The organism is Streptomyces sp. NBC_00354, from assembly GCF_036106915.1.
In the GTDB taxonomy this organism is placed as follows: Bacteria; Actinomycetota; Actinomycetes; order Streptomycetales; family Streptomycetaceae; genus Streptomyces.
Window position 1 is genome coordinate 475,465 of sequence record NZ_CP107983.1, and the last position, 12,360, is coordinate 487,824.

General features: G+C 71.8%; 9 protein-coding genes. 5 read left to right on the plus strand and 4 right to left on the minus strand.

Translation table 11 applies throughout. The annotated features are described in order from the left end of the window. Positions 1-133 precede the first annotated feature (133 nt). On the plus strand, positions 134-2,014 hold the full coding sequence (locus OHT74_RS02295) for an ABC transporter ATP-binding protein (protein ID WP_328619113.1): 1,881 nt from the start codon (positions 134-136) through the stop codon (positions 2,012-2,014). Between the two features lie 87 nt (positions 2,015-2,101). Here OHT74_RS02295 and OHT74_RS02300 read toward each other — a convergent pair whose 3' ends face one another. Continuing rightward, on the minus strand, positions 2,102-3,028 hold the full coding sequence (locus OHT74_RS02300) for a hypothetical protein (protein WP_328619114.1): 927 nt from the start codon (positions 3,026-3,028) through the stop codon (positions 2,102-2,104). Between the two features lie 350 nt (positions 3,029-3,378). Between OHT74_RS02300 and OHT74_RS02305 the strand changes: the two genes are divergently transcribed. Then, a complete protein-coding gene (locus OHT74_RS02305) occupies positions 3,379-4,284 on the plus strand; it encodes a hypothetical protein (RefSeq protein ID WP_328619115.1) in 906 nt (301 codons plus the stop codon). 277 nt (positions 4,285-4,561) lie between these two features. Beyond that, positions 4,562-5,230, plus strand: a complete 669-nt coding sequence (locus OHT74_RS02310) for a DNA alkylation repair protein (RefSeq protein ID WP_328623239.1) — start codon at positions 4,562-4,564, stop codon at positions 5,228-5,230. 168 nt (positions 5,231-5,398) lie between these two features. Here the strand turns inward: OHT74_RS02310 and OHT74_RS02315 are convergent, their stop codons facing one another. Next, positions 5,399-6,079, minus strand: coding sequence for a hypothetical protein (locus OHT74_RS02315; RefSeq protein WP_328619116.1), 681 nt, complete (start codon positions 6,077-6,079; stop codon positions 5,399-5,401). Between the two features lie 469 nt (positions 6,080-6,548). Here OHT74_RS02315 and OHT74_RS02320 point away from each other — a divergent pair, with 469 nt between their 5' ends. Both OHT74_RS02320 and OHT74_RS02325 read left to right on the plus strand, forming a co-directional pair. After that, positions 6,549-8,690: a DUF4139 domain-containing protein gene (locus OHT74_RS02320; protein ID WP_328619117.1), complete on the plus strand. Its 2,142-nt coding sequence runs from the start codon at positions 6,549-6,551 to the stop codon at positions 8,688-8,690. A 6-nt stretch (positions 8,691-8,696) separates the two neighbouring features. Continuing rightward, positions 8,697-10,256 carry a DUF4139 domain-containing protein gene (locus OHT74_RS02325; RefSeq protein WP_328619118.1) on the plus strand — a complete coding sequence of 520 codons (1,560 nt, stop codon included), beginning with the start codon at positions 8,697-8,699 and terminating at the stop codon, positions 10,254-10,256. Positions 10,257-10,313: 57 nt separating this feature from the next. Here the strand turns inward: OHT74_RS02325 and OHT74_RS02330 are convergent, their stop codons facing one another. Together OHT74_RS02330 and OHT74_RS02335 are read right to left on the minus strand one after the other, a co-directional pair. Then, positions 10,314-10,868, minus strand: coding sequence for a hemerythrin domain-containing protein (locus OHT74_RS02330; protein ID WP_266660083.1), 555 nt, complete (start codon positions 10,866-10,868; stop codon positions 10,314-10,316). Positions 10,869-10,945: 77 nt separating this feature from the next. Then, on the minus strand, positions 10,946-12,187 hold the full coding sequence (locus OHT74_RS02335) for an MFS transporter (RefSeq protein ID WP_328619119.1): 1,242 nt from the start codon (positions 12,185-12,187) through the stop codon (positions 10,946-10,948). Between the last annotated feature and the right edge of the window lie 173 nt (positions 12,188-12,360).

A 12,360-nucleotide genomic window follows, 5' to 3' on the forward strand; every position in this document is an offset into this window, starting at 1 on the left:
CGGTGTACTCACTCCCTCCAGTTCCCCGGACAGCTCAGCGGCGCCTCCCCCGACCACGGGCGGCGGGCTGCGCCGCCATGCCTTGCGCCGGGTGAACCGGGTTCCCTCACAGTCGAGTTGGAGGAGCCGCAGAATGACGCAGCAGAAGGCCGAGAAGCCGAAGGACACCGCACCGCCCGCGCCACCGGAGTTCAAGTTCACCTGGGGCCAGCACAACGAAACGATGGAACGGCTGTCGCTCGCCCAGATGGCCCGCCGCGTGCCCTCCGCCCTCGCGCAGACCGCGAAGCTGGCCTGGGCGGTGAACCGCACCGCGTTCCTCTGGCTCCTGTGCGCCCAGCTGCTCGGCGGGGTGTGCACGGCCGCCTCACTCGCCGCGGTCTCGAAGGCCATGGGTCCGCTGCTCGCCGGCGGCACCGCCGAGCAGCGCATCACTGCCGCCATGTGGCCCCTGGTCGCCGCAGCGGCCATGACCGCCCTGGGGGCGCTGGCTTCCATCGCCTCCGGCAGCGCCGCCCGGCGCCTGAACCCCGGCATGTCCACCATCGCCGACCTGGCCATGGTCGACGCGCACATGGACGTCGAGCTGGCCGCCTACGACGCCCCCGACTTCACCGAGCGCTCCGAGGCGGCGGAAACGGGATCCGCCCGCTCCGCCATGCTGCTGCAGGACGCGCTCGGCTTCACCGGCGGGCTGATCGACATGCTCGCCGTGGCGTCGGTGCTGTCCCTGGTACACCCGCTGCTCCTGCCGCTCCTGCTGCTGTCGGTGATCCCCCGGGGCCTCGGCTCGGTCTTCGCCGCACGCCTCGACTACCGCCTCCACAACGAGACGGTCGCCTCCCGCAACATCCGCCACATGATGCGCTGGCATCTCACGACCCCCAAGCTTGCCGACGAGCTCCGCGGCAACAGCATGCGGACGTACGCGCACCACTGGTACGCGGCCGTCTGCGCGCGCATCGACTCCAAAATGGTCAGCTCCGCCCCGCGCTACCTGGCCGTGTACCTGACCGCGGCCGCCGTGTCCGGTCTGTTCATCGTCCTGACCTGGGTGTCCCTCGGCGCCTTGGTCATCGGCGGCTACATGGCCGTGGGCGCGGCCGGCACCGCCATCGTCGCCATGCGGACGTCCACCGCGGCCCTGTCGCAACTCGTCGTGTACGGCGCCGCGATGTTCCAGCACGCCCTTTACCTCGGCGACTACGCCGCCTTCATCGCGCACTCGGCCGAGCAGTCCGTACCGCGTGGGGCGCAGGTGCTCGACGCGCCGCAGAAGATTCGGATGGAGGGGGCCTCGTACACGTATCCGGGCAAGGACGCCCCGGCGCTCGGGCCGGTCGACCTCACCCTGAACCGCGGGGAGGTCGTCGCCCTCATCGGGGAAAACGGCGCCGGCAAGTCCACGTTCATCCGGCTCCTGACGGCGCTGACGACCCCGACGGCCGGCAGCGTGTCGTGGGACGGCGTGCCGACCGCGGATGCCGACCAGCGTTCCGCGTGGACCCACGTCGGGCTCGTCACCCAGTCGTACGGGAACTGGCCCTTCTCGACCCGCGAGAACATCACCCTCGGCCAGCCCGATGCCCGCGGTGAAGACGCTGTCTGGGAAGCCCTGGCCGCCGTCGGCATGAAGGAGGCCGTCCAGGAGTTCCCGCACGGCCTGGACACACTGCTTGCGCGGTCCCTGTGGGGTGGCCACGAGCCCTCGGGCGGCCAGTGGCAGCGCCTCGCATGCGGCAGGGCCTTCCACAGGCGGCCGGCACTCCTCGTCATGGACGAGCCCACGTCGGCGATGGACCCGCGCGGGGAGCACATGGTGTTCTCCGGGCTCCGGGACATGAAGGACGACCGGATCACGGTGATCGTCACACACCGGATGGAAAACTGCCGTCTCGCCGACCGGATCATCGTCCTCGACGCCGGCAGGATCACGGAGCAGGGCACGTACGAGGAACTGGTGCGGCTGGAGGGCTCCTTCGCCGAGCTCGTGCGGCTCTCCCAGGACCGGTAGCCGGCCTCTCGCGGGGGGGCGCGGGCATAGCCTTCCTCGCCGGCGCCGCTGTCCGGGTGGCGGCGGGCCGGCGGGGCGGGCGTCAGGTCAGGTCAGGACGACGACTTTGTGCATGCCCTTGACCGCATGCGGCAGCCCGGTCTTGTCGTCCGGGACGAAGCAGAGGAGCACGTACGTGCCCGGGGGCAGGTTCCGGGTCTCCAGCAGCACGGAGCGGCCGGGCGAGAGGATGCCGAGGCCGACGGGCCGCCCGGTGAAGGGCAGCGGACCGGGTGCGGTGCGGTCGAAGACGGCCTGGATCTGGGCGTCGGTGGTGCCGGGCGCGACGGGCTGCACCGCCATCTCGTGCAGTTCGCCCGAGGAGTTGTGCACCAGGAGGCTGTCCGCGGCCCGGTCCAGGCCGTGGACGTCGAACCGGGGGCCGTCCGCGGTGTCCCGTTCGATCACCAGGCTGTCGGCGAAGTCGGTCGGGTTCCCGGATGTCCTGTGGCCTTGGAGCTGAAGCGTGCGAGTGACCGGGTGGGCCGGGTCTGCGAGGAAGGCGCCGAAGTCCAGCAGGACGAGCTCGCCCGCGGTGATCGGAGCGGTGAAGGTCTCCGAGACCGAAGGGGTGACCTGTGCCCCGCCGAACAGCTCCGCCTCGTCGCGCACCGCGGATATGCCCTCGGCGGTGGGGACGGGCTGGTGGCTGACGGCCTTGGCGAGGTCGGCCAGCACCTGGTCCACCGTCACACCGGGGTGCGGCCGGAAGGCCTGCAGGAAGTGGCCGTTCGGGTCGTCGGTCCTGACGCGGAAGGACACGAGGCCCGCCTGCGCGGACTCCGGCGACTCGATACCCGACGCCGTGATCCGCACGTCGACCGGCCTCGGCGCACGCAGGCCGAGACCGGCCTGGCCCTGGGGGTCGCCGTGCTCTGCAGTGTCGGCGACGGCCGGACCGCCGAGGGAGGTGGCGAGGACGAGCGCGGCTGCGGCCGTCGCTCGCACCCCGTGCTTGAGCAGTGCGCTACGCATGGGTCTCCTGTCGTGGAATGGCCCCCGGACAGGGCGGCACCTTCGGAGCCCGGGCGGCGTCAGCCACGCACGCTACGGGTTCGATCAACGGCATCGACGCTCGAACTGACGTATTCGACACAGACATCGGCCGCAATGACCGCCACGCCCACCGCGTCGACGATGCCGACGGCGGGTCCCCCAGGCCCGTTTGTGCCGGTGAGACCCTCGCTCCCGTGCGCTCCCCCACTTGGCGCAAGCGTCATTGAGCCGCACCGACCATGATCAATACCCTGCCGACCGACGCGTGATCTCGCGTCTGTCGGAGGGAAGGCGAGCGACCCCCAGTGAAACTCCCGATGTTTCAGCGCATGGCCCGGCTCACCGCGGCGACCGCGCTGCTGACACTGCTCGGCACCACCCCGGCCGGTGCGGCCGACCCGTGGCAGAAGGTGGGCGGCGACGCCCGTAGCGGTGTCAGCGGCATCGCGTTCGAGAGCCGTACCGCGGACGGAGCCGGGGTGCACGTACTGGTCGTGCACGACAACAAGGGGACCGGCCACAAGCGCCTCTCCCGGATCACACACTGGGAGGGCTCCGACGGCATCTCCCCCATCACGTGGGACGGGCCCGAGCCCGTCGGCCTGGAGGCCATCGAAGCCATCCCCCAGATGCCCGAGGAGTACGTGGCGCTCGCCGGTCGCGGCATCGTGTACCGCCTGAAGGTCGTCGGCGGTACGGCGACGGTCGTCGACTACGCGCCTCTGCCGGTGATCGGGGAGGGCGACGACTTCGAGAGCTTGGCGCTCGTGGCCCAGAACGGGAAGCTCGCAGCCCTGTGGGCTGACCGCGGAGCGGGTGCGGCGCGTCCCGCAACGCTGTACTCGGCGTCCCTCTCGTTCGCCCCGTGGGGGCAGCCGCAGTTCGGCAGCGTGACCCGCCGGGCCTACCGGGCCACGTATCCGACCGACGACGAGACGCGACACATCTCCGACATCTCGGTGACCGACTCCGGGCGGATCATCGTGAGTTCGGCGGCGGACGCCAGTGACGACGGCCCGTTCGACTCGGCGGTGAGCGAGGCGGGCCGGGTGACGGTATCGCCGACCGGCCGGGTACGGGTCACGCTCGCGGCGTCCCCGACCCTGCTCGGGACGTTCCCGCAGTACAAGATCGAGGGCCTGGAGTGCCTGCCGGGATCCACCGACGCGCTCCTCGGTACCGATGACGAGAACCTCGGCGGATACGTCCGGAGCATGCCCTTCTGCGGGGTCTGACCCTGGTCGCCCTCGACAACGCGGCTTCCGAACGCCGGGAATTCGTCAGGCCTCGGACCCGCGGCGCCAAAAGGTGAATCGGGACGGTGGTACCGGCGCCCGGCTGGTGGCCGGACGCCGATACCCGTCAGGTGCCTGCTGTGGGCTGAGTCGCTCCCGGCGACCGGCCGCACCATCGCCGACGTGGCGGGAATCCGTGTCCGTGGCTGCCGCCGGGCTTCCGTCGTAGGCTGAATCTCGCACGTGATGGACAGGAGGCGCTGGGGTGGCCGAGACGATGGTGGCCGAGGTGTTGGCCGAGCTGGCCGCGCTCGAGGACCCGAAGGCGCGCGAGGTGAACGAGAAACACGGTGACGATCACGGTGTGAACCTCGGCAAGCTGCGCGCGCTCGCGAAGCGGCTGAAGACGCAGCAAGAACTCGCGTGCGGGCTCTGGGAGACGGATGACACCGCGGCGAAACTGCTGGCCATCCTGATCTGCCGCCCGAAGGCGTTCGAGCGGGACGAGTTGGACACCATGGTGCGCCAGGCGCGCACACCCAAGGTGCACGACTGGCTCGTGAACTACGTGGTGAAGAAGAACCCGCACTCCGAAGAGCTGCGCGTAGCCTGGTTCGCCGATCTGGATCCAGTGGTCGCCAGTGCCGGCTGGGCCCTGACCACCGAACGTGTGGCGAAGAAGCCCGAGGGCCTCGACCTCACAGGACTGCTCGACGTCATCGAGGCGGAGATGAAGGACGCCCCGGATCGCCTGCAGTGGGCGATGAACCACTGCCTGTCCGAGATCGGGATCGACCACGCCGAGCACCGCGCCCGGGCGATCGACATCGGTGAGCGCCTGGAGGTGCTCAAGGACTACCCGACCTCCCCTGGCTGCACGTCTCCGTTCGCACCCATCTGGATCACCGAGCTCGTGCGCCGACAGCAGGACAAGACGCAGGCTTGATGGGTAGGGGCCCGACACCCCGGCACACCACAGACCCGCGCCGGCCGTCACCTCACGGTGGCGGCCGGCGCCACGGCATGCGGGGGCGACACAGACGGCCAGACGCCACACTGACGCATTCTGTTGCCCGAGTGGTGGTGTGTGCAGCACGGGCCACCCAGGGACCGGTCAGGCGGTGGTTGCCACCGGTGCGTTCTCGGTCTGGGCCGGTACGGCGGCCGGGGCCTCGGCGGCCGGGGTGTTGTGCTGGATCGCCGTGTAGTAGACGGTGGAGCCCTGCTTGGCGCGCTCCGCCATGCTGCGGGCCACCAGACGCTCGGTGGTCGTGCGCACGAGGTTGTCGCTGAGGTTGCGGTCCGGGTGCGCGGTGGTCAGGGCCTGGGCGATCTCGCGGGCCGTCTTCGGCTCAGCCTGACCGCTCAGGTGCTGGTGGATGAGCTCCGTCAGCGGGACCGGCTTCTCCTTGGCCGCAGCCGCCTTCTCCGCCACGGGCTTCTTCGCCGCAGGCTTCTTCGCCGCAGGCTTCTTCGCCACAGCCTTCACGGCCGTCGCCTTCTTGGCGGTGGCCTTCTTCGTGTCGGCGGTGGTTGCGCTCTTCGCCGCCGCCGGCTTCCTCGCCGACGTCGCGGTCTTCTTGCCGGTGCGCGGGGCGGGCACCGCAGTCGGGGTGTCGCCGATGGCCGCCCGCATCCCGACGAGGAGTTCGTGGTCCTGCTCCAGACCGGTCAGGTTCTCCTGCAGGGACGCGATCTCCTTGCGGATCCGCTCCTGCTCGGCGGTGTTCAGCGCGAGGTCGGCGGTGACCTTTTCGGCGTACTGGGACTTGAGAGTGGGCTCCTGCGCGGTCATGGGGGCTCCTCGATAGAAGGTGTTGCCTGCGGACTCTACCCAGGTCACCTGTGAGGTGTGTGGGTTTGAGCGATACCGGATACTCACCTGTTGGGGACGAGGCGCGGTGGAGCAGGGCGTCAGGGGAAGCAGGTGTCCGTCCCTCGGCGCGGTTGACGAGCGTCCAGTTCCCGCAGGTCAGTTCGGGTGTTCGCTCGTGCGGGGTTCGTGGCGTGTGTGTGCAACTCATCGTGCGGTGCTTCGCTCGCGTGCCGCGGTGGAGGTGGGGTGCACGCGGGTGATGGAGGTGGCTGCCGTGGTGGGGAACCACGAGGCCGTGGACACCGTCCGGTTCGGGGAGGGGTCTTGTGGGTCTGTTCCACGTGTGGCCTGACCGTACGACGGTCCCCGGCATCGGGCCTCGACACGATGGGCGGACCGGGCGGGCGTAGGCTTCGCTCAGCACGGGCGCAGCAAGGGGGCGGAGTACATGACGGCTGAGACACCACAGACATGGAGTTCGACCCTCGATTCGGTCGTGGTGTACGCGCAGGGCGCGGTCTGCCGCCGACTGGTCCGGGGCAGCGTGCCCGCGAACGGCCGGCTGCGGGTGACGGGGCTGCCCCGCTCGCTGGACCCGGGTTCGCTGCGCGTCCGGGTCCTGGGCGCCTCCGGGGTGCGCGTCACCGAGGCCCGGGTGGAGGTCGAGGCCGGGCCGCTCGGCACCGGTGCACCCGACGCGTTGCGCCGCGAGGTCGTGCGGTTGCGGGACGACCGGGCGGCCGCGCAGGGACGCCGGGACCGGCAACTGGGCCTGATCGAGGAGGTCAGGGCTCTGCACCCGGTTCCGCCGCCCCGCAGGCGCGATGACCCGCACCGCCGCACGCCCGTCGACGCGTGGCTGGGGCTCGCCGATTTCGTCGAGGAGCGGCTGACACAACTGCACGCCCGCCTCGTCGAGCTGGAGGAAGCACTGCGCCGCGTCGAGCACGAGCTCGCCGTCGCCGCGGACACATTCGCCCGCGCCTCCACCGACGCACCGTCAGCGCACGTGGAGACCACGGTCTCCGCGGTCCTGACCCTCGACACCATCGGAGGCGCGGAGTCCGAGACGGACGCGGACACGGACACGGACGCGGAGCTGAAGCTGGAGCTGGAGCTCGAATACGCCGTGCCCGGCGCCGTCTGGGTGCCCGCCTACCGTCTCACCCACCGTCAGGGTGATGGCACCGGCCGCCTGGTCCTGCGCGCCTCGGTCGCCCAGCGCACCGGCGAGGACTGGACCGGCGTACGCATCGCCCTGGCCACCGCCGACCTACAGCGCCGCACCGACCTGCCGAGGCTCCGCTCGATGCGGATCGGACGCCGTCAGCCCGCCCCCGCACCGTCCGGCTGGCGCGAGCCTCCGGCGGGGCTCGCCGACCTGTTCGCCGGGTACGAGGCGGCCGGCCCGCGCCCGGCCCCGGCGGCCCCGCGCCCGGCACCCGCGGCTGTCCGGGTCGGTTCCGCATCCGGTCCCGTACCACCACCGCCCCCACCGCCGTCGGTGCCGATGCCCCAGGCGCCGCAGGGCTACGGCGCGGCGGCCGGCGCGCTCCCGGTCCCTGGCGGTGTGGACGGCGCAGCGCCGGCGGTTTTCGGCGCCGCCATGCCCGCCCCCGCGCAGCCGGGCCGCTCCCGTACGGCCGGCAGGCCGGCCGGCGGCGGCTTCGGCGCGGCCCCCGCCGCCATGGCTCCGCCGGCTCCCGCGGCTCCCGGAGGGGCCCCGCCACCGCAGCCTCCGCCGCCGGCCGGTCCGCCGCAGCCGAGCGGTGCCGAACTCGACTACGCCGCCCTCGTCCTGTGCGGCCCCGACGAGCAGGGCGGTCGCCGAGGGAGGCTGTTCCCCGGCTCTCCCTTCGACCCGGAGGCGGCCGAGTACCGCCGCCGCGCCGAAGCGGTGGCCGGGCTGCCGCTGCCCGGGCACGCCGTGCGTCCCCGCAGATCGGCAGGTTCCTTCGACCACCGCTTCGATGCCGCCGCCCGCGCCGACATCCCGTCGGACGGCACCTGGCACACCGTCACCGTCGGTGAGATCCCGGTCGGGCTGCGTACCGAGTACCTCTGCGTTCCGTCCGTCGAGCCGACCGTGTACGCGACACTGCTGCTCTCCAATGCCACCGACCAGGCCCTGCTGGCCGGCCCGGTGGAGGTCACCGTCGACGGCGAATTCCTGCTGACCGCCGCACTGCCCACGCTCGCCCCCGGTGGTGTCCGCCGGGTGGGGCTCGGGCCGGCCGAGGGCATCCGGGTCACCCGTCGTACGAACCTGCACGAGTCGACGTCGGGCCTGCGCAACAACACCACCGTGCTCAACCACCGCGTCCACGTGGAGCTGGCCAACCGGCTCGCGCGGCCCGTCACCGTCGAGGTCCGCGAACGGGTGCCCGTCACCACGGAACCGGACGTCCGGATCGAGGAGCGGGCCGACTGGACGACACCCGAGGCCGGTGCAGGGCCGGAGCACCACGCCCCGGGCACCCGCGTCTGGCGGGTGGACCTGCCCGTCGGTGCCACCGCCGCCCTCGACGGGGGCTACGAGATCCGCATCCCGGCCGGCAAGGCCCTGGTTGACGGCAACCGCAGGAGCTGACACACCATGTCCACGGCCCCGAAGCCGATCGCCCTTCCCGTCACCGCCGTCACCTGCCTGGAGGACCGCGCCCACATCGAGCGTGCCATCGTGCTCGACCTTCAGGCCGGCGTCCAGCGGCTGCGCCTCGGGCCGGTCACTGCGCTGGCAGTCGACCGTACCCTCCACGCCGAGCTGACCGCCGATCACCCCGCGACCGTGCTCGACGTACGGATCGTCCGCACCTGGACACCGCGCGGGCCGCTGCCGTCCACCGACGACTCCGCCCTGAGCCAGAGCGTGCACACCCTCGAAGAGGAGCGGCTCGTCCTGGAGCAGCGCCGCGATCGGCTGCATTCCCGCCTCGACGTGCTCGGCCGTCTCGCCGCCGATCTCCTGCGGGAGATCGGCGAAGGCGCCGGCTCCGGACAGACCGAGGGGCCGCGCTGGGCCGGGGAACTGGACCGGGTGGACGCCGAGCGCGACGCGTGCGGTGAGCAACTCCGTGCCGCGCAGGCGCGGCTGGGCACGCTCGATGCCGAACTCGGGGCGGTCCAGCGGGCCATGGCCCTCGCCGGGGAGGAGCCCGCCGAGCTGGTCGGCCATGTCGAGCTGACCGTGGAGGCCGCGGCCGCCGGGCCGGTCGGGCTGCTCCTGAGCCACCTCACCCCGTGTGCGCTGTGGCGGCCCGCCTACCGGGCCGTGCTCGAAGGGGACTCCCTGGCGCTGGAGACCGACGCGATGGTCTGGCAGCGCACCGGCGAGGACTGGTCGGACGTACGGCTGACGTTGTCGACGGCCCGGTCGGCGTCGGCGACCGATCCACCGCGGCTGGGCGAGGACCGGCTGACACTCAAGGACCGCTCCGCCGCGGAGCGCCGCACGGTCGACGTCGAGCTGCGCGAGGAGGAGATCGGGGATCTCGGTCCGGCGCCGGTGCTCGGCCTGCCGGGGGTGGACGACGGCGGCGAAGCGCGGGTGCTGAGCGTCCCCGCACCGGTCTCCGTGCCCGGGGACGGCCGCGCGCACCGTGTGCCGGTGTCTGCCTTCACCACGGCCGCGAGCAGCGAGTACGCCTGCTCAGCCGAACTGTCCCCGCTGGTCACCCAGGTGGCGCGGTTCGCCAACCGGTCCGGCCATGCGCTGCTCGCCGGTCCCGTGGACCTGGTCCGCAGCAGTGGGTTCAGCGGCCGCGGCACGCTGGACTTCACCGCTCCCGGTGCCCCGGTCGAGCTCGCCTTCGGCAGCTGCGACGACCACAGGGTGGTCCGGCATGCCGAGGAGTCCCGCGCCACCGCCGCAATCACGCAGCGGACCGTGGTCACGCGCACGGTTCAGCTGCACCTGTCCCGGTTCTCCGCTCCCGGGGAGCAGGGCGAACGGGTGGTCGCCCTCCGGGAGCGGATCCCGGTTTCCGAGGTCTCGGCGGTGGAGGTACGCCTGCGCAAGGAGGCCTGCTCGCCGGCGCCCGACGTGGTCGACGCCGAAGGCATCGTCCGCTGGGACGTCGCGCTCCCACCCGGCGGCCGTCGCACGGTCACCCTGGTCTACGAGCTGTCGGCGAGCGCCAAGGTCGCCGGGATCTGAGGACCGAGGGGGGTCTGCGCCGCTGAACCTCGACGGCCGGCGGCTGCGATCCGGGGCCTATTCGCCGCGCCCGGTGGCGAAGTCCCGTGCCCGGTCGACCAGTCCGGTGCCGGCGGACAGCAGCCGGCTGTGCGGCCTCGAGGCGAGGGCGCCGGGGTGGGGCCGGGTCGGCGCGAACCTCTTGGCCCGCCGCACCTTGTCGCCCAACTTGTCCAGGGCGTCCGGGGAGCATGCATGGCGGAGCCGGGGAAACAGGTTGTCCTCCTCGTCGTGCACATGGGCGATGACCTCCGCCTTCAGCACGGCGAGCACCCGGTCGAACTCCGGTCCCGCCGCGTCCAGTCCCTCGAGGTCCTTCAGCAGCTTCTCGACACGGGCATGGTCGGCCAGTTCCTTGTCCGCGATGAGGTCGCCGTCCGGGAAATGCTCCCGGACCGCCGGGTAGAGGTGTTCCTCCTCCGCCACCTGGTGCCGGACCAGTTCGATGGTCAGCAGTTCGGCCGCCTTCTGCCGCTCGCCCGCCGGGGTCGTGTGCTCGATCCTGACGAACAGCCCGTCCACCTCGCGGTGGTCGACGGTCAGTTCGGCGATGATGTCCAGTGCGTGTCGCATACCGTGGTTCCTTCCCGATCGGCCTCGACCAGGCGGTGCGCGCCGGTCGCTGCGCGCGTACCCGGGAAGACGCAGCCCTAACGGGACGGCGGAGCCGATCGGTCTGCCGGGCCGACGCGGACAGCGCGGGCACGCGCCAGGCAGGGCCGGGAAGAGACGGTGACGGCAACGGAGACCGCAGCCAGAGCAGCGATCACCGTACCGGGGGTGAAGTGCTGGGCGAGCCCGCCGGCGATCGCGGCTCCGATGCCCTGCCACGTCATCCGGCCGGCGGACTCGACGCCCTGAACCTGGCCGCGGACCGCGTCCGGGGTCAAGGCGAGAAGCTGCTCCTGGAGCGGCAGGGTGGCGGCGAACCCCGCACTGGAAAGGAACACCGCGGCCATCAACACCGGCACGGGCGGGTGGACGGCGAACAGTACGAACGGAGCGGCGAGCAGCAGTCTCAGGGCGAAGGCGTAGCGGCGTCGCCGGTCGGTGGTCAGCAGTCGCCCGACAGCCAGGTCTCCGAGGAGCATGCCGGCTGATCCGGCGGCCAGGAAGGCACCCGCGTGATCCGGTGCGTACGAGATGAACAGGGCCTCGCAGCCGACGATCAGGCCGTTCGGGACCCACAGGTTCACCAGGAGTGCTCGCCGGCCCGTGTCCGAGAAGAGCGCGGTGTTCGTCGCCCAGGTCTGGCGCAGTCCGGGTCGTCGGGTCAGCCGGATCGAGCGTTCCCTGACGGTCGTGGCCACGACGCCCAGGCCGAGTCCGGTCAGGACGGCGGCGATGACGAAGACCTGTTGCGGGCTCAGGTAGCGCAGCAGTACGGCCCCGACGGCGTAGCCGAGGACGGCCATGCCGCCGGAGGTGATGTTCATCAGGGAACGTGCCAGCGCATACGTGGCGGTCGGCACGGCTTCGGCGAGCAGTCCCATCCGCGTTCCGGTCCCCAGGGATTGGAAGAACCCCAGGACCAGGAGTAGGCCGAACCGGGCGGCCAGCGGCAGCCCTGGCACCGCCTGCGCGGCAACGCCCACCAGCGCGGCGCACTGGAGCGTGACGAGGGTCCGGCGAGGTCGGCTTCCGTCGGCGACCGACATGAGCGTCAGGGCGCCGAGCACCGTCGCGAATGTGGCGCCGTACATGCTCACGGCTGTCAGGAACGGCGATCCGGTGCGGTGATGGACCAGCGTGCCGAGCGCAAAGCCCGACAAGGTGTTCGCGGCGACGGTCAGGGTGAAGCTCGCATACAGGCCGGCGAACTCTCTGTTGCGGAGGAGGGCGAGGTAGCCGGTGGCGGGAGGGGCGGCGGGCTTGGAAAGGTCAGAAGGCATGAAAAAAGCCTCCGGACACACACCCGTCGGGTGCGGCGCCGAAGGCCAACGCGATCATTCTAGCAGTCGGCCCGGCTCTGCCACCAGGGAGGCTATTGCCCCCGTTGAGTGCTGTGCGGCCGGATCCCGCGGGAGCGGTGGACGATGTACGGGCGGGTCGGCGTCCGCGGGGC

What these genes read in the sequence shown, in the direction of transcription:
- OHT74_RS02295 (WP_328619113.1), top strand. Translation starts at nt 134, where the DNA reads ATGACGCAGCAGAAGGCCGAGAAGCCGAAGGACACCGCACCGCCCGCG.
- OHT74_RS02300 (WP_328619114.1), bottom strand. Translation starts at nt 3,028, where the DNA reads ATGCGTAGCGCACTGCTCAAGCACGGGGTGCGAGCGACGGCCGCAGCC.
- OHT74_RS02305 (WP_328619115.1), top strand. Translation starts at nt 3,379, where the DNA reads ATGGCCCGGCTCACCGCGGCGACCGCGCTGCTGACACTGCTCGGCACC.
- OHT74_RS02310 (WP_328623239.1), top strand. Translation starts at nt 4,562, where the DNA reads ATGGTGGCCGAGGTGTTGGCCGAGCTGGCCGCGCTCGAGGACCCGAAG.
- OHT74_RS02315 (WP_328619116.1), bottom strand. Translation starts at nt 6,079, where the DNA reads ATGACCGCGCAGGAGCCCACTCTCAAGTCCCAGTACGCCGAAAAGGTC.
- OHT74_RS02320 (WP_328619117.1), top strand. Translation starts at nt 6,549, where the DNA reads ATGACGGCTGAGACACCACAGACATGGAGTTCGACCCTCGATTCGGTC.
- OHT74_RS02325 (WP_328619118.1), top strand. Translation starts at nt 8,697, where the DNA reads ATGTCCACGGCCCCGAAGCCGATCGCCCTTCCCGTCACCGCCGTCACC.
- OHT74_RS02330 (WP_266660083.1), bottom strand. Translation starts at nt 10,868, where the DNA reads ATGCGACACGCACTGGACATCATCGCCGAACTGACCGTCGACCACCGC.
- OHT74_RS02335 (WP_328619119.1), bottom strand. Translation starts at nt 12,187, where the DNA reads ATGCCTTCTGACCTTTCCAAGCCCGCCGCCCCTCCCGCCACCGGCTAC.